General features: G+C 63.3%; 20 protein-coding genes. 11 read left to right on the top strand and 9 right to left on the bottom strand.

Annotated elements, in window-relative coordinates; all coding sequences use genetic code 11:
• Positions 1-4: 4 nt before the first annotated feature.
• Together GFD18_RS09955 and GFD18_RS09960 are read right to left on the bottom strand one after the other, a co-directional pair.
• Complete coding sequence (locus GFD18_RS09955) at positions 5-2,734, bottom strand: ABC transporter permease (RefSeq protein ID WP_163200131.1); 2,730 nt, start codon at positions 2,732-2,734, stop codon at positions 5-7.
• A 126-nt stretch (positions 2,735-2,860) separates the two neighbouring features.
• On the bottom strand, positions 2,861-3,562 hold the full coding sequence (locus GFD18_RS09960; RefSeq protein WP_163200132.1) for an ABC transporter ATP-binding protein: 702 nt from the start codon (positions 3,560-3,562) through the stop codon (positions 2,861-2,863).
• A gap of 169 nt (positions 3,563-3,731) precedes the next feature.
• Between GFD18_RS09960 and GFD18_RS09965 the strand changes: the two genes are divergently transcribed.
• Entirely contained in the window at positions 3,732-4,376 is a 645-nt protein-coding gene (locus tag GFD18_RS09965; protein ID WP_163200133.1) for a TetR/AcrR family transcriptional regulator, read from the top strand.
• Between the two features lie 47 nt (positions 4,377-4,423).
• Entirely contained in the window at positions 4,424-5,017 is a 594-nt protein-coding gene (locus GFD18_RS09970; RefSeq protein WP_163200134.1) for a flavodoxin, read from the top strand.
• Positions 5,018-5,476: 459 nt separating this feature from the next.
• Here the strand turns inward: GFD18_RS09970 and GFD18_RS09975 are convergent, their stop codons facing one another.
• A complete protein-coding gene (locus GFD18_RS09975) occupies positions 5,477-5,911 on the bottom strand; it encodes a winged helix-turn-helix transcriptional regulator (protein ID WP_163200135.1) in 435 nt (144 codons plus the stop codon).
• A gap of 170 nt (positions 5,912-6,081) precedes the next feature.
• Between GFD18_RS09975 and GFD18_RS09980 the strand changes: the two genes are divergently transcribed.
• The 4 genes from GFD18_RS09980 to GFD18_RS09995 all read left to right on the top strand — a co-directional run bounded on the left by GFD18_RS09980 (position 6,082) and on the right by GFD18_RS09995 (position 8,411).
• Positions 6,082-6,597: a flavodoxin family protein gene (locus GFD18_RS09980; protein WP_163200136.1), complete on the top strand. Its 516-nt coding sequence runs from the start codon at positions 6,082-6,084 to the stop codon at positions 6,595-6,597.
• A 26-nt stretch (positions 6,598-6,623) separates the two neighbouring features.
• Positions 6,624-7,343: an SDR family NAD(P)-dependent oxidoreductase gene (locus GFD18_RS09985; RefSeq protein WP_163200137.1), complete on the top strand. Its 720-nt coding sequence runs from the start codon at positions 6,624-6,626 to the stop codon at positions 7,341-7,343.
• An 89-nt stretch (positions 7,344-7,432) separates the two neighbouring features.
• Positions 7,433-7,855, top strand: a complete 423-nt coding sequence (locus tag GFD18_RS09990) for a pyridoxamine 5'-phosphate oxidase family protein (protein WP_163200138.1) — start codon at positions 7,433-7,435, stop codon at positions 7,853-7,855.
• 34 nt (positions 7,856-7,889) lie between these two features.
• Positions 7,890-8,411 (top strand): NAD(P)H-dependent oxidoreductase, encoded by a 522-nt coding sequence (locus tag GFD18_RS09995; RefSeq protein WP_163200139.1) that lies wholly within the window; start codon positions 7,890-7,892, stop codon positions 8,409-8,411.
• A 132-nt stretch (positions 8,412-8,543) separates the two neighbouring features.
• On the opposite strand, the gene GFD18_RS10000 is transcribed toward GFD18_RS09995, so the two are convergent.
• Complete coding sequence (locus GFD18_RS10000; protein WP_163200140.1) at positions 8,544-9,509, bottom strand: L-lactate dehydrogenase; 966 nt, start codon at positions 9,507-9,509, stop codon at positions 8,544-8,546.
• 469 nt (positions 9,510-9,978) lie between these two features.
• On the bottom strand, positions 9,979-11,058 hold the full coding sequence (locus GFD18_RS10005; protein WP_163200141.1) for an AraC family transcriptional regulator: 1,080 nt from the start codon (positions 11,056-11,058) through the stop codon (positions 9,979-9,981).
• Between the two features lie 165 nt (positions 11,059-11,223).
• Here GFD18_RS10005 and GFD18_RS10010 point away from each other — a divergent pair, with 165 nt between their 5' ends.
• Together GFD18_RS10010 and GFD18_RS10015 are read left to right on the top strand one after the other, a co-directional pair.
• Positions 11,224-12,312 (top strand): glycerol dehydrogenase, encoded by a 1,089-nt coding sequence (locus GFD18_RS10010; protein WP_163200142.1) that lies wholly within the window; start codon positions 11,224-11,226, stop codon positions 12,310-12,312.
• A 233-nt stretch (positions 12,313-12,545) separates the two neighbouring features.
• Positions 12,546-13,202 carry a sugar O-acetyltransferase gene (locus tag GFD18_RS10015; RefSeq protein ID WP_191997383.1) on the top strand — a complete coding sequence of 219 codons (657 nt, stop codon included), beginning with the start codon at positions 12,546-12,548 and terminating at the stop codon, positions 13,200-13,202.
• 41 nt (positions 13,203-13,243) lie between these two features.
• Here the strand turns inward: GFD18_RS10015 and GFD18_RS10020 are convergent, their stop codons facing one another.
• Positions 13,244-14,170, bottom strand: coding sequence for an SDR family NAD(P)-dependent oxidoreductase (locus GFD18_RS10020; RefSeq protein ID WP_163200143.1), 927 nt, complete (start codon positions 14,168-14,170; stop codon positions 13,244-13,246).
• A 121-nt stretch (positions 14,171-14,291) separates the two neighbouring features.
• Between GFD18_RS10020 and GFD18_RS10025 the strand changes: the two genes are divergently transcribed.
• A complete protein-coding gene (locus GFD18_RS10025) occupies positions 14,292-14,942 on the top strand; it encodes a TetR/AcrR family transcriptional regulator (protein ID WP_163228281.1) in 651 nt (216 codons plus the stop codon).
• A gap of 15 nt (positions 14,943-14,957) precedes the next feature.
• On the opposite strand, the gene GFD18_RS10030 is transcribed toward GFD18_RS10025, so the two are convergent.
• Positions 14,958-16,250, bottom strand: a complete 1,293-nt coding sequence (locus tag GFD18_RS10030) for an MFS transporter (protein ID WP_225433061.1) — start codon at positions 16,248-16,250, stop codon at positions 14,958-14,960.
• A gap of 334 nt (positions 16,251-16,584) precedes the next feature.
• On the opposite strand from GFD18_RS10030, the gene GFD18_RS10035 reads away from it, so the two are divergent.
• On the top strand, positions 16,585-16,956 hold the full coding sequence (locus GFD18_RS10035; RefSeq protein ID WP_163200146.1) for a PIN domain-containing protein: 372 nt from the start codon (positions 16,585-16,587) through the stop codon (positions 16,954-16,956).
• Positions 16,957-16,984: 28 nt separating this feature from the next.
• On the opposite strand, the gene GFD18_RS10040 is transcribed toward GFD18_RS10035, so the two are convergent.
• Positions 16,985-17,830 carry a methyltransferase domain-containing protein gene (locus GFD18_RS10040; protein ID WP_163200147.1) on the bottom strand — a complete coding sequence of 282 codons (846 nt, stop codon included), beginning with the start codon at positions 17,828-17,830 and terminating at the stop codon, positions 16,985-16,987.
• 404 nt (positions 17,831-18,234) lie between these two features.
• Positions 18,235-19,686 carry an MFS transporter gene (locus tag GFD18_RS10045; RefSeq protein ID WP_225433058.1) on the bottom strand — a complete coding sequence of 484 codons (1,452 nt, stop codon included), beginning with the start codon at positions 19,684-19,686 and terminating at the stop codon, positions 18,235-18,237.
• Between the two features lie 153 nt (positions 19,687-19,839).
• On the opposite strand from GFD18_RS10045, the gene GFD18_RS10050 reads away from it, so the two are divergent.
• Positions 19,840-20,751 (top strand): LysR family transcriptional regulator, encoded by a 912-nt coding sequence (locus GFD18_RS10050; RefSeq protein ID WP_163200148.1) that lies wholly within the window; start codon positions 19,840-19,842, stop codon positions 20,749-20,751.
• Positions 20,752-20,756 lie beyond the last annotated feature (5 nt).

Genomic DNA, 20,756 nt, shown 5'->3' on the forward strand with positions numbered 1-20,756 from the left:
TCCATCACTCGGGGCTTTTCAGCGCGGCGACCATGTCGATGCGGTCGAGCGAGCGGTTCGTGGCGGCGCCCACCAGCAGCGTGAAGAGGAGTGCCAGCACGGCGGCGGCCGCATAGCAGAACCATTGCACGTTCGGCACGATGTTCATGCCGGGCAGGTCGAGCTTGCTTACCAGGAACCCGAGCAGCGCGCGACCGCCTGGCAGTCCGACGGCGATGCCGATGGCGCTGAGCAGCAGCATCTCCTTGTTCACGTAGCCGTGCACCTCACCCCGCCGGAATCCCAATACCTTGATGGTGGCGAGCTCACGGGCGCGTTCGGAGATGTTCGTGCTGGCCAGCGTGTAGAGCACCACGATGGCGAGGATCGCGGCCATGGCCACGATGAACCCGATCATCACGAAGAACGTGGCGAAGCTTTTCGCGAAGTCGCGCTGCTGTTTGGCCGAGCTCATGACCGACAGGTATTCGTCCTGTTCGGCGAGATCGTCCGCGAACCGTATCTGTCCGTCGGCATCGCCCTTGACCTTGATGAGGTCGGCGTTCGGTGCGATGTCGGCGTCGAACGCCTTCTCGTAGGCGTTCTGGGTCATGAACACGACGTTGCCGGTGTAGTACTGGGCCACGGCGGCGACCCGCACATCGACGGAATCGGCCATCATGTCGGTTACGTTGACCTTGGAGCCGTCCGTCAGTCCCAGCTTTTTCGCGGCGTTGGCCGTCACCACGGCCTGCACGCCGGAATCGGAACCGGAATCGTCGGAACCGGCACCGTCCAACGCAATCGATTGTCCATCGGCGGTGTGCAAATCAATATAGTCGGCGATGGATTCGCCGTCGGGCACGACCATGATCTGCGCGGTCAGCTTCGCGTCGCCCGCCGAATCGGCGGAGCCATCGGCTGCGGCGAGCGTGACGCTGCCGACCTGCAGCGGCAGCGAGGACGCCACATCGGCATTGTCGTCAAGATTCCTCTGCGCATCGTCGTGGTCGTCGGCGGCGGTCACGGCCATCACGTCGTAACGGACGATCTCGCTGTATTGACGTGGCATCAGGGTCAACGCGGAGTTGCCGATGCCGAATCCGGCGGTCATCAGCGCAGTGCAGCCGAGCACGCCGACGATCACCATGAGCGCGCGGCTCTTGTAGCGGAACAGGTTGCGTGCGGTCACCTTGCCGAGGAACGACAGGTGGTTCCATACGATGCCGACGCGCTGCAGCATGATGGTCCGCCCGGCCTTCGGCGCCTTGGGCCGCATGAGCTCAGCGGGGGCGAGCCTGAGCGAGCCGGCGCATGTGGCCATGGCGGCGCCGGTGATGATCACGACGAACAGCAGCACGCCGCCGACGGCGAGACGCCAGTCGACGATCATCGGATATTCGGGCAGCACATACAGTCGCGTGAGCATGCGTCTGGTGAACACGAACGGCAGGCCGACCATGCCGAGGATGTCGCCAATCACGCCGCCGAGCAGGCACGCGGCCAGGGAATACACAAGATATTTGAGCATGGTTTCGCCGCGACGGTAGCCGAGCGCCTTATACGTGCCGATGAGCTGACGGTCCTCCTCCACCATGCGGGCCATGGCGGTGAGACTCACCAACAACGCGATCACGAGGAACAGCACGGGGAACATCGTGCCGAGCCGGGATATCATCTCGCTTTGCGTCTTCACGTCCTCGTAGCTGGTGACGGCGCTGCGGTCGCGGATGATCCACTTCGCGTCGTCCATGCCGTCGATTTTCTCGCGGACCTTCGCCTCGGCGTCGGCGATCTTGTGTTCGGCGACGGCCTTCATCGGCAGCATGTCGGGCATGGCATCGACCTTCCGCTTCTGCTCGTCGATGGGCTTCATGGCCTGCTTCAGCGCCTCGGCCTTGACGGCGTCGGTGCGGTGACGCTCCTGACCGTCCTGCATCGTCTCGATGGCGGACTGCACGTCGGCCACCTTGGCGAGGTAGTCGTCGTCATACGTGTTGAGTGCGGCGGCGCCGTCGACGGTGATGACAGCCGATGTGTACGGCGTATCGCCGGTGACGGCATCGCCGTCCACGAACAGCGGGTAGACGGTTTTGGCACCGGAGACGAGCGCCAACGGACCGGTCGGGTTGACGATGTCGTTCGGGTCGATGACGACGCCGACGATGATGTACTCGCCGTCGGCGAACATGTCGTTCGCGCCGGCATCGGCAGCGGCATTCGTTCCGCTCGCGTCGGACGATTCCGACGCGAACTCGATGGCGTCGCCAACCTTGCGGCCGCTGTCGTCGAGATACTGCCGCGTGACGGCGATCTCATGGCCGGCGTCCGGCAGACGACCTTCGGCAAGATACGGCCTGTCGACGCCGACGTCGTTGAGCGCCGTCACGGTGGCGGACGCCTGCCTGCCGTCGACCTTGGTGGTGACGTTCTGCGCGCGCACGCCGGCGGCCTTGTCGACGCCGGCAACGTCGCGCAGGGCGGCGATGTCGTCGTCATCGAATCCGAGCGTGGAGACGATGGCGATGTCGTGCATGGACGTGCGGTCGAAGAAATCGTCGAGGCCGCCGCGGATGTCGCGACTTACGGAATTGAGGCCGCAGAGCATCATGATGCCCACGGCGCAGATGACCACAATGGCGGCGAACCGCTTGCCGTTGGTGGCGATGGCCCGCCACGAATCCTTCCATAACGCCGTGCGATGCCGTGATGCGCGATGGCTTCGCGCCGTGCGATGCTGCGATGAGGTGCTCATCGGAACAACCTTCTCCCTGATCGTTGAGTGTCGTTACGTATGCGCTTCCCGCGCTGTCTGGCCCCGACGCCCGACCGCAGCGAAATCACGGACCGATGGGCCCGAAGTGCACGATATGCGACGCCGCTACCACTCGATGTCGGCGATGGGCGTCGGATGCTCGTTGACGCTGATCTCCGTGACCTTGCCGGAGCGGAATCTGATCAGCCGGTCGCCCATCGGCGCGAGCGCGGAGTTGTGCGTGACCAACGCCACGGTGATGCCGTTGTTGCGGCAGGAATCCTGCAGCAGCTGGAGGATCTGCTTGCCGGTGTTGTAGTCGAGGGCGCCGGTCGGCTCGTCGCACAGCAGCAGCTTCGGGTTCTTGGCGAGCGCGCGGGCAATGGAGACGCGCTGCTGCTCGCCGCCGGAAAGCTGTGCGGGGAAGTTGCCGAGGCGCTCGCCGAGCCCGACCTTCTCGAGGGTTTCGCGGGCGTCGAGCGCGTCGGGGCAGATCTGGCTGGCGAGCTCCACGTTTTCGAGGGCGGTGAGGTTGGGCACGAGGTTGTAGAACTGGAAGACGAATCCGACGTCGAACCGGCGGTAGTCGGTGAGTTCGGATTCGCTGGCGGCAGTCAGGTCGCGGCCGTCGAGGACGACGCTGCCGGAGGTGGCGCGGTCCATGCCGCCGAGGATGTTCAGGGCCGTGGATTTGCCGGCGCCGGAGGCTCCGAGGATGACAGCGAGCTCGCCCTTCTCGATGTCGAACGTCGCGTGGTCGAGGGCCTTGACGGCAGATTCCCCTTCGCCGTACTGGCGGACCACGTCATGGAATTCCAGGAATGCCATTGTCTGCTCCTTTCGTTGCCGGCGGGCGCGCCACGGAGGCACGGGCGCCGTGGATGTGCGGATTGCGTCGGGTGCTGACCATCAGCTTATTCAACAACTTGTAGAATAAAAACGACGACATCGTCCGTTATGTAGAGTTTCCCACGTTTCCCGGAGAAAGGACCATGACATGCCACGGCCACGGGCGGAGGAGCAGCCAGCGACGAAGAAGATGCAGGAGGCGTTCTGGGTGCTGCTGGAACACAAGCCGTACCCCAAAATCACGGTCAGCGACGTCACGCGTACGAGCGGGCTGAACCGCACGGCGTTCTACTACCACTACACCAACATCGCCGAGCTGGCCGAGGACGCCATCTACGGCATCTACGAGGACCAAGGGCTCATTGCGTTCATCACGAGGCTGATTCGAAAGGTGAACGACCTCGACCTTCGCGACGAATACACCCGCTTCGTCACCACGCCCGAGTACCGACGCAACATCCACCGGGTCGCGCTCATCACCGGACCGCATGGTTCGACTTCACTGGCCAAACAGCTGCGCGACTTCATCATCGACACCTGGCTGGAACTGATGGGGCTCGACCGCACGAGGCTGAACCCGGGGCAGAACATCGTGCTCGAGTTCACGTCGAACGGCATCCTCGGCGTGATATCCAACGCGGAGGCGATGTTCAACGAGGAAGGCGCGCGATGGGTGGCCAGGACGCAGCTGCCGGAGACGGTGTCAAAGCTCATCAATTCATTGAAGGACCTCGGCGAGGACGACGCCACGACCGACGGAAGAAAGCCCGCGTCGGCATCGCCTACGGAGTAGATTGGGGCTGAGGAGATTCACGAATATCCACGGATGGAGGAGGGGCCATGACATCGGTCATCGTCATGTTTTCACGCGCCGACGAGAACTACGAGGTCGGATATGTGAAGGAGGGCAATACGGCGAAGGTGGCGGATGTCATCGCCTCGCAGACCGGTGCGCCGATCGTCGAGATTCTGCCGGCCGAACCGTATCCGACGACGTATGACGGCACGGTCGAGCGCGTCAAGCGCGAGATGGCCGACGGCGTGAAGGCGGCGATCGTCGTACGGCTGCGCGATGCGGCGGGAGGCAAGACGGCCGACGGCAACGCAGCCGACGGCGATGACGTCGCGAACGCAAGCGCCGACGCCGTCGAAGCCGCGTTCGCCACCGCGGACACCGTGTATCTCGGCTATCCGATCTGGTGCGGCGAGCCGCCGCTGGAAGTCGACACGTTCCTGCGCAACCATGACTGGGCGGGCAAGACCATCCGCCCGTTCATCACGCATGGCGGCAGCGGATTCAAGGAGACGCCCGCGCATATCGGCGCCTTGACCGGCGCCAAGGTCTCCCTTCCCGGCCTCGCCGTCTATGGCACCGTCGCGCAGAACGAACCGGCCGAGGTCAAGCACGCCGTCTCCGACTGGCTGGCCGAATAGCCATGACGGCAATCACGATGGATTATGCTGCGGATCCGTATTGCTGCGGCGCAATCCATCACCCACCAATCGATGTCGATGGATTACGTCGCAGAATTCTCATTCTTACGCCGTAATCCACCACAATCCCCCAAGATTTGATGGACGGCAACGCAAAACACGGCATTATGCGGCGTCGTCCATGACCATCCCGCGATGACGCCGACAAAAACCGCGTGATCGCAACGATTCGCAATCACGCGGACAAGAAATCCGATGGACTACGGCGCAAAATCGCAAAAACGCGCCGCAATCCATCACGATTCGGCATATTTCGATGGATGACGGTGCATTTTGCCGGCAATAGCGCCGCAATCCACCGCGACTCCCGAAATTCGATGGACCATAACGCATTTATCGGCAAATGCACCGTCGTCCGACGCAACAGGCGCCCTCCGCCGGCCAGTAACGCGAAACGGACTATTCGACGCCGTCGCCCCTGACGGCACTGTCGACGTCGGCGCCATCGACGTCGGCGCCATCGCCATCGGAATCCCCGGCGTCCCTGTCGCCGGCGTCCTCCCCATCCTTGGCGTCAAGCAGAAGCTGTCCCCATTTCTCGAATTCCTTCAGCGCGGGGATGATGGCGTAGCCGTTGTCGGTCAGCGAGTATTCGACGCGCGGCGGCACCTCGTTGTATTGGATGCGGTCGACGAGGCCGTATTCCTCGAGGTCGCGCAGGGTGTTGGTGAGCATCATGTTGGTGATGCCGAGTTCCTTTTTGATGGCGTTGTACCGCACGGCGCCGTGTTCGCTCAGAACGTACATGACTGGCAGTTTCCACTTGCCCTCGATGGCCTTGAACGCATAGCCGATGGCGCATGTCGGCGCGGTGATTCCAACGTTTTGACTCATGACTCCCCATCCTAACATTGCCGTACTTCAAAAATCAGTTTTTTATACTAGGTTTGAAAATTGTATGTACTTATGTATTCTAGACATGGTTCAAGAAAATGATTTTCGCGAATCGAAACGATTCCCGTCGATTCGATTCCGTCGATTCCGACACATGCAAGGAGCAGACCATGAGCAAGCACATCCTCGTCCTGCAGGGCAGCCCGACCAAGGGCGGCAACGCCGACATGCTCGCCGACGCGTTCATCGAAGGCGCCGAAGAGGCCGGCAACACCGTGACCAAACTCGACATCGCCGACATGGACATCGCGCCGTTCACCGGTTACGACCAGCCGGCCGACGACATGACGGCCGTCATGGACGCCATGAAGGCGGCCGACGGCATCGTGATCGCCACGCCGACCTACTGGATGCAGTTCTCCGCGCAGCTCAAGGCGATGATGGACCGCCTGCCGTTCGACGCGCACGACGACCTGGCCGGCAAGGAGTCGGCGCTGCTGGTCGCCGGCGCCAGCCCCGAGGAGGTGCTCGCCAAGAACGTGCTCGCCTACTACGAGATGTGCTTCGGGGAAAGCCTTGGTTGGAAGATTCGCGGCTCCGTGCTGGCAGCCGGCGTGTTCGCGCCCGGCCAGGTGGCCTCGACGCCGTATCTCGACAAGGCCCGCGAACTCGGCCGCGAATTCTGACGACGCCGCACGGGAAAGGACATATCATGCAGATCGCACTCATCACCGGCTCGGGCCGCAAGGGCGGGCTGGGCTTCGAAACGGCCCGTCAGCTCGGCGAGGCCGGCTATCACGTCATCCTCGCCGCCCGGCGGCCGGAGCTTGCCCGGCTCACGCAGGAGCTCATCGACGCCGGCATCACCGCCGACTATGTGGTGATGGACACGACCGACGAGGCCAGCGTCGCCGCCGCGGCCGCGGAGATCGGCCGCCGGTTCGGACGGATCGACGTACTCGTCAACAACGCGGCGTCGATGCGCGCCGGCGAATCCGTCGAGCGGCAGGACATCGCCGAGATTCGCGCGGTGCTCGACACGAACGTCGTCGGCACGTGGATCGTCACGCAGAAGTTCATTCCATTGCTGCGCAAGTCGGAGCACGGCCGCATCGTCAACGTCTCCAGCGGCGCCGGCTCCTACGGCGACCCGCAATACGGGTTCCTGCACGGCGCGATGGGCATCCCCGCCTCCGGCTACGGCATCTCCAAGCTCGCGCTCAACGGCCTCACCATCAAGACCGCGAAGGAGCTCGCCGCCGACCACATCCTCGTCAACGCGGTCTGCCCGGACATCACCGACACGTTCGGCTCCGGCATGTTCGGACGTCCGGTCGAGGTGAGCGCGAAAAGCGTGACATGGGCGGCGACCCTGCCCGACGACGGCCCGACCGGCGGCTTCTTCCGCGACGGCCAGCCGCTGCCGTGGTGAGCCCATCCCGATCACCGCACAGACCGCACACGATCACCGCACATACCGCACCCATCGACCCTCACATCCAACACCAAGGAGCAACCGATATGAACACCCTCAACGACGCCATCGAAGCCCTGCGCGGCGCCGGCGTCTTCTATCTTTCCACGGTGGACGGCGACAGCCCCAGGACCAGGCCGCAGGGGTTCGTCATGGACTATGACGGCAGGCCGGCCTTCACCACGCATCATTCCAAACCCACCTATGCGCAGCTGCAGGCGAATCCCCATGTCGAGGTGTGCGCGATGAACGGCCGGTTCGGCTGGATCCGCCTGCACGGCACGGCACGGTTCATCACCTCCGACGAATCCCGCGCAAGGTGCGCCGCCGACAACCCCATGCTGCTGCGCACCTTCGCTCCCCTCGGCGGCGACTTCGAGGTGTTCGTGCTGGACGACGCCGAGGCCGACGTCTACTCGTTCGGTCCGGATGGCAACATCCTCAAGCGGACCATCCGCCAGACGGCCTAGCATAAGAGACGCAAGCCCCATCAAGGAGACAATCATGAAGACTTTGGTTCTCGTATTCCACCCCGACCTCAACGGACAGTCCCGCATCAACGCCGCGCTCGCCAAGGCGGCCGGCGAACTGGAGGACGTGACCGTGCGCGACGAGTACGCGCTCTACCCGGACGGCAAGATCGACGTGGCCGCCGAGCAGGCCGCCGTCGAGGCCGCCGACCGCGTGGTGTTCCAGTTCCCGCTGTACTGGCTCTCCTCCCCCGCGCTGCTCAAGACCTGGGAGGACGAGGTGCTCCAGCACGGCTGGGCGTACGGCTCCGACGGCCACGCGTTCGAGGGCACCGAGTTCGGCGTCGCCGTCTCCGCCGGCTCCCCGGAGGAGGCCTATCAGACGGACGGCGCCAACAAGTTCACCATCGACCAGATCCTCGTGCCGTTCGAGGCCACGTCCAACTACGTTGGCGCCACGTGGGTCAAGCCGTTCGTCACCTACAGCGCCTTCGGCCTCTCCGACGAGGCGCTGGCCGAGTCCGTCGAGAACTACAAGAAGTTCCTCGCGAAGTAGCTCACGGCCCACGCGAAATCTGCGGCCCTGCGACCGCCGGGATTTGACCGCCGGGATTTGCAGAAATCCGCCCATTACGGAGAAGCGGTTCCTTCCATCGAGGGAACCGCTTCTTCATATCGTCACATACCGTCACAATCGGTCGGCGATGAGCGAGCAATGCCGACGGACCACCTCGGCGGAGACATGGAATTTCACAAGCTCCTCGCCGCTCAGATGCAGATCGACGAAATCGCCCACGCCGCCGCCGTCGAGTGCGACCGGCAGGGAGAGGAACACGTCGTGTTCGCCGTATTCATATTCTCCGTCGATGAGCGTCGAGACGGACACCACGCTGCGCTCGTTCCATAGAATCGTGCGCACGAGCCCGGCGACGGTGGCCGCGATGCCGTAGCTGGTGCCGCCGCGCAATCCCTTGATGTCAAGACCGCGGCGACGCGTCGACTCCTCGATGCCGGCGAGCGTCACCCCCGGATAACGCGAGTGGTTGTCGGCCAGATACTGCGCGAATGATTTGCCGATGAACGACACCGTGGACCATGGCACGAACTGCGAGTCGCCATGCTCGCCAATCACATAACCGGAGACCAGTCGCGGGTCGAGTCTCGTGGTCTCGCCGATGATTGTCTTCAATCGCGCCGTATCGAGCGCGGCACCCGATCCGAACACCTGCGCGCGCGGCAATCCGGTGCGTTTCCAAGCGAACCAGCTGAGCACGTCGACCGGATTCGACACCATGATGAGAATGCCGTCGAAACCGGAGTCTCGCACCCGCCGCAGAATCGGGTCGACGATGTCGATGGCCGCGCCAAGCTCCTGCATGCGGGTCTCCCCCGGCTTCGGCTTCGGCCCCGCCGCAACAACCACCACGTCGGCGTGCCGGCAATCCTCCCAATTGCCTGCACGAATCGTCACGAACCGGCCGAGAAACTCCAATCCATCGGCCAGATCCATGGCAAGCCCCTGCGCCTTGTTCGGATGATGGCCGACGATCACCAGCTCATTGCACAATCCCTGCTGCACGATGGCGCTTGCCACGGCCGAGCCGACGCTGCCGGTGCCGACGATGACGACCCTGCTTCTATTCGAAGTGACCATACGGCCACGCTATCCTCGGTCGCCATGCCCGCCCCGGCTTTCGTCCACACTCCGGTCGGAATCCTCCGGCTGACCCGCCCAGAGAGCAAACCCCATCCACGCAATCAGACGGGCAAAATGACAATCGGCCAATACATACCAAAACATGGTCACATGTCCGAATATCAATCATTTCAACAGCGGTCGTTGGCACGGAACGAAAAAATCGTGATATTCGCTGTTCCGTGGAGATGCCCGACGCGACCCATAATCAACGTTCGTTGCAATTCCAACGTTTTTCAAAATCACGGAATCGAATTTCCCGAGAATAATACGTTTCGTGACAAATCGGCCGGCATGGAATCGCGTTCCATGCATTTACGATATTCCCTGCCACGTTTTTCCGGCACGGAACGCGAAAATCCGTCAAGTACTGACTGCATGACAAATCCGTCATCGCATCACGGTCGTTCCGCAACACCACGCGCCCTCACGCCCGCTCACGCGCGCGGTATTCGCCGGGCGAACAGCCCATGCGCCGGCGGAACACGTAGCCGAAATACGCCGACGACGAGAAACCACAGGCGACGGCGATCTCGCCGACGGTCATGTCGCTGCCGACCAGCAGCTCCCGGCTCCTGCCGATGCGGTAGTCGGTCAGATAGTCGTTCGGCGTGCGGCCGGCATGACGGCGGAACAGTTCGCAGCACGCGCGCCGGCCGACCAGTCCGGCGTGGGCGATGTCGTCAAGCGTGATCTTCGACGCGACATTGGAGCGGATGAACGCCACCATGACAAGGAACGCATGCAGGGAATCGGGACGGGAAACCGTGCAGCGACCGCCGGGATTCGATTTTCCCGTTACGCCGCGCGGGCCGGCCACGCCGCCGAACCCCGACATATCGTCCGACCCCGCCCCGCCGGATCCCGTCGAATCATCCGCCAACGGTTTCCTCGTCACACGTTCCAATGCCCAGGAGCACAACGCGGCCGCCTGCGATGCGGCATCCAACGCGCGCAATCCGTCACGCGCGCATTCGTCCATCGTCCGCGCGAACCCGTCGATGCCGAACAGCAGTTCGCGGTCGGCGGGCTCGTCGGCGTCCAGCATCACATAATCGACCATGCCGTCGCCCATGCGGTCCAGCATCGCATTCGCCAGGTTCGGCCACAATCCGCCGAAGAACACGGGGTCGACCATGGCAGTCACGAACCGGCAGTCCCGCCGCTCGTCGGAAAACAGATAATGCAGCCGCCTTGAATTGATGAACACGCCTTCGCCGGCGCGCATCCTCCGCGTCTCGCCGTTGACGACCAGCATCGTCTCGCCGGCGACCACGTGAATGAATTCGAAGTCGCGATGCCAATGGCAGACGATGCGGTAGCCGAACCGACGCAGATTGTCGCGTCGGCCATACAGCGGCAGCCCCGGCAGATTGTATTGCGGCCTCTCCGACAGGTCGGAGAAAATCGTCAGCGGATTGGACGGAGGGACGGCGCCGGCGGGAACACCCCCGCCCCGAACGGCATCATCTCGAACGGCATCATCGTCATGCACATCACCAGTCACGATTTCTATAATAATCGAATCAATCTCAATATCATCGGCCTATATCCGGCCTGATTTCACTAGTATCGTTGCCTCCAACACAGCACACGGACGTTTACGAACCGTCATGATTTCCATATCATGACGGCCGTATACCGACGCAAGCACCACTACAAGGAAGTATCCATGCGTAAAGTACTCTGCTCCCCCGGCAGCTACATCCAAGAGGCCGACGCCCTCTCGGCGCTCGCCGACGAATACCGCGAACTCGGCTCGGCCGGCGCGTATCTCATCGTCGATCCGTTCATCGACTCGATGTACCGTGACCTTATCGTCTCGGGCTTCGAGAAGTCGGGAACCCCGTACCATTACGAGGTCTTCAAGGGCGAATGCTCGATGACCGAGGTCAACCGCCACAAGGGCCTGCTCGACGGCAACGACGTCGTCGTCGGCATCGGCGGCGGCAAGACGCTCGACACCTCCAAGGCCGTGGCGCATTTCGCAGGCACGCCGGTCATCATCTGCCCGACCGCCGCATCGTCCGACGCCCCATGCTCGCGGCTTTCGGTGCTGTACACCGACGACGGCCAGTTCGACAGGTACCTGCCGCTGCCGAAGAACCCCGACAAGGTCATCATGGACACGACCATCATCGCCAAGGCGCCGGCACGCTTCCTCGTGGCCGGATTCGGCGACGCCTATGCCACCTGGTTCGAGGCCGCGGCCTGCATCAGGTCCAGCGCGATCACCATGACCGGCGGCCACGCCACCAACGCGGCCGAGGCGATGGCCCGCCTGTGCCACGACCTGCTCGTCGCCGACGGCGTCAAGGCGCTCGCCGCCGCGAAGAAGGGACTGGCCACGCCGGCGCTCGAACAGGTGATCGAAGCGAACACACTGCTCAGCGGCATCGGCTTCGAGTCGAGCGGACTGGCCGCCGCGCACGCCATCCACAACGGCCTGACCGTGCTGGAGGGAACGCACAGGTATCTGCACGGCGAGAAGGTGGCGTACGGCACGCTCGCCCAGTTCGTGCTCGAGGACCGCCCGACCGCCGATTTCGAGGAGGCGTTCGGGTTCTTCCGCGCGGTCGGCCTGCCCACCACGCTGGCCGGCATCGGCATCGCCGACGCCACGGACGCCGACCTGCTGAAGGTCGGCGAACTGGCCTGCGATCCGGCCGACACGATGGGCAACATGCCGTTCGAGGTCACGCCCGCCGACGTGGCCGCGGCATTGCGCGCGGTGAACGAGCTTGATGCCGTGACCGGCTAGGCGAAACCGTCGAAAGCCTCCTTCGACGGTTTCCCTCGGCCATTGTGGCATCCATCATGTAGTCGTCCGACGTTCGGGCGTGACCGGCATAGCCGGGCGTCACCGAACGTCGGACGATATTTTTTGAGCGGCGTCGATATCGGCACCGATCGACATCGACGCCGTCGATACCGCCACGCACGTCATATAATGTACAAACGTACACAACCATGCGAATCAAAGGAGATGACGGCATGACGACGAACACGTACGACGTGACCGCAGACCTTACGCCGGAGGGACGCGTCGAATGGGACCGGATGGTGGCCGGCGAGGTCTACGAGGACTCGCATCCGGAGATCGAGCGCAAGCGCGCGGAGGCGAAACGGCTGTTCGTCGCCTACAACCGCACCGACTACGAGGACGTCACACGACGGCGCGAGATCATGGAACGGCTGTTCGCGGCGGTCGGCGACGACGTGTTCATCGAACCGAACTTCCGCTGCGAGATCGGCCGCAACATCAGCATCGGCTCGCACGCCTACATCAACTTCGACTGCGTGATGCTCGACAACGCGCCGATCACCCTGGGCGACTACGTGTGGATCGCGCCGATGGTCGGCCTGTTCGCCACGAACCATGCGCTCGATTTCGAGGAGCGCAAGGCCGGCGCCTGCCAGGCGAAGCCGATAGTAATCGAGGACGGCGTATGGCTCGGAGGCCACGTGACCGTGCTCGGCGGCGTGACCATCGGACGCGGCTCGGTGATCGGCGCAGGCTCGGTCGTCACCAGGGACATACCCGCCGGCGTGGTCGCGGTGGGCAATCCGGCGCGTGTGATCCGGCCGATCACCGAGGCCGACAGGACCGGATTCTGCGAGCGCATCGCCGCCCGCGACGCCGGCCGGTAGACGGCACGACGCGAACCGCAGGCTCGCACGGGACCCAAGGCTCAGGCCGGGACACCACCCTCGCCCTGCCCGACGAGCACGGCCGCATCGCCCAGATAGGGCGCGCAGACGCGCTCGCAGTATTCCCAGATGCGACGCTCCCCTTCTTCCGACAGCCATTTGGCGTTGATGCGTTTGCGACGCATGTTGCCCCAGAATTCACCGCTCACGCCCTCCACGGACGGGTCTGCGGCCATAAGCACGCTGGTGCGCGCGCCGTGCCGTGCCGTGCGGACGAACGGGAGCCAGAGGATGAGCAGCGGCAGCATCCATGGCGTCTTGCGCAACGATTCCCGTTGCAGACCGGTCACCGCCGACCCTGGTTCCACCGTGTTCACCGTGACGTTGCGGATGCCGGCGGCCTTGAGTCGTGCGTCGAACTGCCGCATGAGCCACCAGACGTACAGTTTCGAGAAGCCGTAGGCGCGCGGCATCGAATAGTTGCGCTCCAGTTCGATGTCATCGAGGATCGGACGCCCGCCCTGGCGGTAGGATTCGCTGGCGACGGTGACGATGCGCGCGGACGGGCTGCGCTCCAGCAGCGGCAGCAACAGGTTCGTCAGGAGGAACGGCGCGAGCGTGTTGATGGCGAACGTCTTCTCATGGCCTTCCGCCGTGGTTTCGCGAACGGAGCCGAACTGTCCGCCGGCATTGTTGACAAGCACGTCAAGATGGTCAAAGGTCGCGGCGATGTCATCGGAGAACCGCACGACTTCGCTCATCAGCGACAGATCGGCGACACGGGCGTGCACGTTGTGGTTGCCGGTCCGGTCGACGACCCAGTCGCGGGCCTCCCGTGTCTTGCGCGGGTTCCGACCATGCATGATGATGACGTGCCCCTGCGTCGCAAGAGCGAGCGCGGTTCGTTTACCGATGCCGCTGGATGCGCCGGTGATGAGGATGATCTTGCTGCGACGGGCGTCGTTCATGGCTGTTGTTCGCTTTCCCGATTATGGTGGTACAGATGTGACATCACCGACGATAATCATCGGCGAACAACCACCGCAAGCCGTTACGGCTCGGCGATGACAGAACACGAGGAACTGTGACATGGCAACGAGCAACCATTCCCACCCATCCGGCGGGCATGCCGAAGTCCGATCCGGCATGCGCCCCGACGACCGCCGACTGGCCACACTGCATCGCAACAACGAGGAGTCCAACGCCTTTGTGCGCGAATGCATTGAAGGGGCGCTTATTCAACTGATGGAGACGACACCGTTCGCCTCCATCACCGTTACCGACATCGCGCGACGGGCAGGCGTCTCCCGCAACGCCTACTACCGCAACTATGCCTCGAAGGAGGCGATTCTCGACGGGTTTCTGGCCACCATCTTCGCTGAGATCAACCGCAGTCTGCTTCAATACGATCCGATGACGCAGACCCGCGAGGCATGGCCGACCATGCTGGCCGGCGTGCGTCGCATCGCCCCGCAGTACCGGCTGATGCTGCGGGCGGGGCAGTCGAGTCGCATCCGCGAGCACATGCGCGCGAGCATGAACCGCAGCGCCGCACGCCACGAGACGGGCCCACGCTACGCCGCCGCGTTCTGGGCGGGTGCGGTATGCGAGGTTATCGACCAGTGGGTGCTGAACGGCATGGACGCACCCGACGAGGAAATCGCCGACATCATGACCGATCTCATGCTTCACGGCGTCGCCACCGCCGACCGCTACCACACCGGCTGCCAGGCGACCTGACCGACCCGCAGCGCATCACGCGCGCTCGACGTCGTTCCGCGAGATCTGCAGCATGTACCAAGCGCCGGGCAGGGTGAGCAGGCCGCCGGCGATGAACACCCAGCCGATCGGAATCACGTCGGCGAGGGGCGCGAAGACGAGCATGCCGATTGGCAATGCGAATGTCGTCATCGTGGTGTCGAGCCCGAACACGCGGCCGGTCATCGACTCGTCGGATTCGGACTGCATGATGGTGCGCATCGGACCGAGGCACATGGCCGATGCCACGCCGCTCACCACGTCGATGATAAGGTACACGAGCAGGTTCGGTGCGATGCCGAGTCCGACGATGCTCAATCCCACGAGAGCGACCGCGCACGCCGCCATGCGCATCTGCATGCGACTGCCGTGCAGCACGCGGACACCGATCGACGACATGAGCGCGCCGCCGACCAGCATGCCGATGCTCCACCCGAGTTCGTTGGCGGCAAGCTTGTCGGACGCGGTGGTGAGGTTCACGAATCCGAGGTTCAGGTCGATGCCTTCGTATTCGCGGGTCATGAGCAGCAACGCAAGGTTCATCGGCGCGACGGACATGATGCAGGTGAGCGCGTCGCCGATGATCACGCCCCGCAGATACGGATGGTTCATCGTGTAGGCGAATCCGTCCTTAAGATCGACGAATGTACGGCGGATGCCGACGATGAACGGATGTGCGCCGTCGGCCGCAGCTGGTGCTGTTCCGTCCTGATCATGCTGCGCCGCCACCGTCTTCTCCGGCACGCGAATCAGTGCGACGAATCCGACGCCGATCACGGCCGTCGTCACGTCGATGAGCAGGATCGACCACAGCGGCACGACGTTGATGAGTACGGCGGCGGCCGCCGGTGCGACGATGAGGTTCGCCGAATTAATGATGCCGTAGATCGAGTTGACGCGCAGCAGTTTTCCGGCGGGCGTGACGTCGGGGATGAACGACTGCACGGCGGGCGTCTGGATGCCGCCGCCCGCCGATCGTATGAACAACACCGCGAAGATCAGCGACAGGCTCGCCCAGCCGGTCGCGAAGCTCACCGATAGCAGTACGGTGACGGCAGCGATAACGAGGTCTGGCAGCATGACGAGTCGTTTGCGATCGTATCGGTCAGCCATGGAACCGCCGAAAATCGACACGACGCCCTGCGGCACAACGCCGAACAGGGTGGCGAGCAGCATGGACCAGCCACTTTTCTCCTGCATGACGATCCACCACCAGATGGCGTATTGCACGATGCTGGACCCCAGCAACGAAAACGCCTGACCGGTAAGCAGCAGCGCGACATAGCGCATCCAGCCGTTTTCACGCGGATCCGTCGATGTGGTTTCCGGTACGACGGACGATACGGATTGGGTATTCCGAGACATGGTTCGGGTATGCTTTCTGTGTTGTGGCGCGCGCGAGCAACACTTCATTCAATGAGTGAATAAATAAATGTACGGTGTGCTATGCAGTGCAACGCGTTATGCGATGTACGGTGTGCGCCGATGGTCATGATGACGATGATCATCGCCATATCCCGGATTCGCCGGATTTGGATGGTGCCGGCAGAGGCACGGCCGAGGATATGACGACATCGACTAACACCGGCCGGGAAGACCGCCGGTCTGCGGGCAGGTGCCCGCCATGCAACATAAAGAACACATGGGCCACTACGCTAACCGCCCGCACCGACAACGGGCACCTCCACATACGGCCTATATTGCCATACCGTATAGCAGCATCAACGACGATCGGGAGGGAAATATCATGCGGCATTGCGTCGAGCATGCCCGCAGGCTCCGCGATATCGTCGCCATCGATCAGGAGACATGCGATGAGGCCCTGCTGTTGCGCGACCGTCACGACGACTTCGAAGACAATCTCGTCATCGCCGCCGCGAACCAATCACATTGCGACGTTGCCGTCACGTCCGATCGAAAACTCATCGAGCACTTCCCCAAACGTTGCGTTAGTTCGCGACGGATGACGGAACTGCGCACCTCGCAGAACCTATAGATTCCCGAGTGGCGCAGTCATCCGCGCATTATCCACGTACGGCGGTGAAGAAGAACCGCGGGAACGGGAAGATGATGCTGCCGTCGGACTGCGGCGGATAGGCTTCGCGCACGCGGCCGAAGATCTCGTTCTCGAAGGCCTTGCGTTCGGCGTCGCCGGGCAGCGTCTGCAGGTACGGTCGCAGTCCGGTGCCGCGATACCAGTCCATGATGGCCTCGTGCGACGGCAGGTTGTGCATGTAGACGACCTTCCATATGCGGAAGTCCGCCACGAGTTCGCCGCCATGCAGCAGTTCCCAGTATTCGGGCGGCGTGAGGTTGAAGAACTCGCGGCCCTGTGCCAGTCGGTCGGCGTATCGCGGCGAATGCACGACGTCGGCGATGATGCGGTGGATGGGTTCCTCGTAGTTCATCGGCGTCTGCACGGCGAGCATGCCGCCCGGCCGCAGCAGACCAAGCATGGCGGGGATGAGGCGCGGATGGTCCGGCACCCACTGGATGCACGCGTTGGAGAACACGACGTCGAAATCATGTGGCAGGGCGTCGAAATCCGCCGGATTCGAGGCGTCGAACGGGGCGAAGTCGATGTCGGGATGGGACTCGCGCGCGGCGGCGATCATCTCCGGGGAATTGTCGACGCCGAGGATTTCCGCATGCGGGTAGCGTTCGCGCAGCACGGCGGTGCTGTTGCCCGGCCCGCAGCCGATGTCGAGCACGCGGCGGACCGTGCCGTCATCCGGCGGCAGTTGCGCCGCGAGGTCGCGGGATGGCTGGGTGCGCTCGTTTTTGAATCGCAGATACTGTTTCGAATCCCATTGCACGGCATTGGCCTCGGTCGCCGATGCCGATGTGTCTGTCGCATTCGTCGTGGTCATGCGGCCTACGATATGCCAAGAATGTCCGAAATACGGAATTCTTATCAAATAATGATTGCTTTGGCGCGAGGTTTCCGGCAGGGAACGAAGAAAAGGGACATTGTGCCATTCCGCGACAACGTCGATTGTGACCATGAAAAGGAATCGTTGCAATTCCAAGGTTTTGGATCGGCACGGAATTTATTTCGCCGGCACCATCCGATTCCGCGCCAAATCGGATGGCACGGAATCGTAACATCGGAAAATCAATCGTTCCGTGCCGCAAAATCATGGCACGGAACGGTTGATTCCACCGATTTCCTGCTTCCATGACAAACCGACCGTCACGGAACGACATTATGAAGACCGCAAACGTTCCGTGCCATGCCATCCTCGACACAGCCACGACCTCCGGCCGGCGACGCCTAGCGATCACGCCAGCGCAGCAGTTCGAAGAGGAGCACGTAAGCGAGCAGCAGCGCGGAGGCGAGGAACACGGAGCGCAACGCAAGCATGAGGCTCGGCAGGAACGTGGCGATGACGCCGAACACGGCCACGCCGATCGCGCCGCCGACCTGACGGAACGTGTTGAACATGGCGGATGCGATGCCCGACTGCGACGAATCCACGCTCTTGAGCACCACGCCGGCGGCGGCGGGCGTAGTGACGGCCGCGCCGAAACCGACCACGCTCAACCCCGTCGCAATCACCCAGACGGGAATCGGCGCCGGGGTGAGGAACTCGAACATGAATCCGACGATCATGATGGACAATCCCAGCGTGATGGAGAATTTGGAACCATGGGCGGTGATGATGCGCCCGCCGGCGAGGTTGCCGACGATGGTCACGAACGCGGACGGCACGAACACGAGACCGGCGGCGAACGCGCCCATACCGAGCTGGTTCTGCAGGAACATCGTGCAGATGAACACCATGCCGTACCAGTTGAAGATCATGATGAAACCGATCTGCAACGCCACCTGCATGCCACGAACATGGAACAGGTTCAGCGGCATCATCGGCACGGGGACCTTGCGCTGCGAGAACAGGAACGCGCCGAGCGTCACGATGCCGACGGCCAGCAGTGCGAGCGTGGCCGGATGGGCGAAGCCGAGCGAGCCAACCTGGATGATGCCGGCGACGAGCGAGGACAATCCGACAAGCGCAAGCGCCTGTCCGAGCCAATCAAAACGTATGGGACGCGACGGCGAGGCGGCGATCTTCGGCGCCACGGCGAGGATCATCAGACAGAACGGCACGTTGATGGCGAAGACGAGGCTCCAATGGATCGGCGTGAGCAGACCGCCGAGCAGGGGGCCGACCGCCGACGCCGACGCGCCGCCCGCGCCCCACAGCGCAAGCGCCCATGCGCGGCGCTTCGGATTCGGATTGGCCTCGTTGATCAGCGCCATCGAGGCGGGCAGGATCAGCGCGGAGGCCACGCCGAGGACGCATCGGCCGGCGACGAGCGCGGCCATCGACCAGGCGAACGAGCAGAACAGCGAGGCCGCGGCGAACAGCGAGGCGCCGATGACGAACACGCGTTTGGCGCCGAAGCGGTCGGTCAGGCTGCCGGCGAGGAGCAGCAATGCGGCGAACAGCAGCGTATAGCCGTCGACGACCCACTGCTGCACGGCCATGTCGCCGCCGAGTTCGGCCGCGATGGTCGGCAACGCCACGTTGACGATGAGCACGTCCATGCCGGCGAGGAACGAGGCGACCGCCGCCGCGAACGTGGTGAGGTTGGCGGAGAGGCGACTCGCGCGGTCGGTGCGGCCGGCACGTTCATCGACGTCGGAGCGGCCGGCACAATCGGCACGATCGGCATGGTCACGGCCCGATACGACGTTCATTGATGTTTTGGTGAAATCGGTCATAATCCCCTGCATCCGATGGCACATGGTTCCATCTGGTATTCCGTTTGGTTATTGCCATAGTCATGATATTCTCGAAAACAGTTGAAAAACAGCGGTTTACAAGTGCTTATGGTTCATAATTCATGAACCACAGGTTCATACGGAGGGGCATCGATGTACGACAGGCGGTTGGATGCGATTCTTGCGGCGGCCGAACTCGGCAGCTTCAGCCGCGCCGCGGCGAAGCTGCACATCTCCACGCCGGCGCTCATCAAGCAGGTCAACGGCTTCGAACAGGAGCATCGGATCACGCTGTTCCATCGCGGTCGCGGCGGCGTCAGACTCACCGAGGCCGGCGGCGCATTGGCCGCCGACGCCTACGACATCATCGAGGAATCGGACCGCGCATTGCGGCACGCCCGCCGGCTTGAAAGCGGCGGAGCGAGCATCCGCGTCGGCGTATCGCTGTTACGCCCGGCCACGGCGCTGTTGGACCTGTGGCCCCGGATGGCGCCGGCCATGGCCGCGCATCGTCCGTCGATCCGGCTGGAACTCGTGCCGCTGTCGGACGCGCCGGACGGGTTCCTTCACGAGATCGACCACTTGGGCGACGCTGTGGACGTGGTGGTCACCGGCTTCTCGCGCCATCACTGGAGTCATCCCTGCCAGGTGCTGCAACTGGCGGAATACCAGCTGTGCATGGGCGTGCCACTGTCGAATCCACTGGCCGGCCGGGCGCGGCTGACGCTCGACGACCTTTCCGGCCAACGCGTGCATCTGCCGCCGCTCGGCGACGGCGACGTCATGGACGAGGCGAGGAGACGTCTCGCCACGAATCCCGGCATCGAACTCGTGGACCTGCAGCGGTACGAGTTCGACGTGTTCAACGAATGCGCGCAGTCCGGCGACCTGCTGCTCGCCAAGAGCATCTGGAGCAACTTCCATCCGTCGATCAGGCTGATTGCGATGGACTGGGACATCACGGTGCCGTATGGGCTGCTGTATGCGGAGCATCCGGCGCCCGTCGTCCGTGATTTCGTTGCCGCCGTCGCCGAACTTACGGGCGGCAAGCCCCGAAATCCGTGATTGAT

This window comes from Bifidobacterium saimiriisciurei, from assembly GCF_010667655.1.
Lineage (GTDB): Bacteria > Actinomycetota > Actinomycetes > Actinomycetales > Bifidobacteriaceae > Galliscardovia > Galliscardovia saimiriisciurei.

Excerpts from the sequence above, each read along its gene's own strand:
- GFD18_RS09965 (WP_163200133.1), top strand. The coding sequence starts at position 3,732 with ATGCCACGGCCACGGGCGGAGGAGCAGCCAGCGACGAAGAAGATGCAG.
- GFD18_RS09990 (WP_163200138.1), top strand. The coding sequence starts at position 7,433 with ATGAACACCCTCAACGACGCCATCGAAGCCCTGCGCGGCGCCGGCGTC.
- GFD18_RS10020 (WP_163200143.1), bottom strand. The coding sequence starts at position 14,170 with ATGAACGACGCCCGTCGCAGCAAGATCATCCTCATCACCGGCGCATCC.
- GFD18_RS10050 (WP_163200148.1), top strand. The coding sequence starts at position 19,840 with ATGTACGACAGGCGGTTGGATGCGATTCTTGCGGCGGCCGAACTCGGC.
- GFD18_RS09955 (WP_163200131.1), bottom strand. The coding sequence starts at position 2,734 with ATGAGCACCTCATCGCAGCATCGCACGGCGCGAAGCCATCGCGCATCA.
- GFD18_RS09960 (WP_163200132.1), bottom strand. The coding sequence starts at position 3,562 with ATGGCATTCCTGGAATTCCATGACGTGGTCCGCCAGTACGGCGAAGGG.
- GFD18_RS10030 (WP_225433061.1), bottom strand. The coding sequence starts at position 16,250 with ATGCGCTATGTCGCGCTGCTGCTTACCGGTCAGGCGTTTTCGTTGCTG.
- GFD18_RS10035 (WP_163200146.1), top strand. The coding sequence starts at position 16,585 with ATGCAACATAAAGAACACATGGGCCACTACGCTAACCGCCCGCACCGA.
- GFD18_RS09995 (WP_163200139.1), top strand. The coding sequence starts at position 7,890 with ATGAAGACTTTGGTTCTCGTATTCCACCCCGACCTCAACGGACAGTCC.
- GFD18_RS09975 (WP_163200135.1), bottom strand. The coding sequence starts at position 5,911 with ATGAGTCAAAACGTTGGAATCACCGCGCCGACATGCGCCATCGGCTAT.
- GFD18_RS09985 (WP_163200137.1), top strand. The coding sequence starts at position 6,624 with ATGCAGATCGCACTCATCACCGGCTCGGGCCGCAAGGGCGGGCTGGGC.
- GFD18_RS10000 (WP_163200140.1), bottom strand. The coding sequence starts at position 9,509 with ATGGTCACTTCGAATAGAAGCAGGGTCGTCATCGTCGGCACCGGCAGC.
- GFD18_RS10045 (WP_225433058.1), bottom strand. The coding sequence starts at position 19,686 with ATGACCGATTTCACCAAAACATCAATGAACGTCGTATCGGGCCGTGAC.
- GFD18_RS10025 (WP_163228281.1), top strand. The coding sequence starts at position 14,292 with ATGGCAACGAGCAACCATTCCCACCCATCCGGCGGGCATGCCGAAGTC.
- GFD18_RS10015 (WP_191997383.1), top strand. The coding sequence starts at position 12,546 with ATGACGACGAACACGTACGACGTGACCGCAGACCTTACGCCGGAGGGA.
- GFD18_RS10040 (WP_163200147.1), bottom strand. The coding sequence starts at position 17,830 with ATGACCACGACGAATGCGACAGACACATCGGCATCGGCGACCGAGGCC.
- GFD18_RS10010 (WP_163200142.1), top strand. The coding sequence starts at position 11,224 with ATGCGTAAAGTACTCTGCTCCCCCGGCAGCTACATCCAAGAGGCCGAC.
- GFD18_RS09980 (WP_163200136.1), top strand. The coding sequence starts at position 6,082 with ATGAGCAAGCACATCCTCGTCCTGCAGGGCAGCCCGACCAAGGGCGGC.
- GFD18_RS09970 (WP_163200134.1), top strand. The coding sequence starts at position 4,424 with ATGACATCGGTCATCGTCATGTTTTCACGCGCCGACGAGAACTACGAG.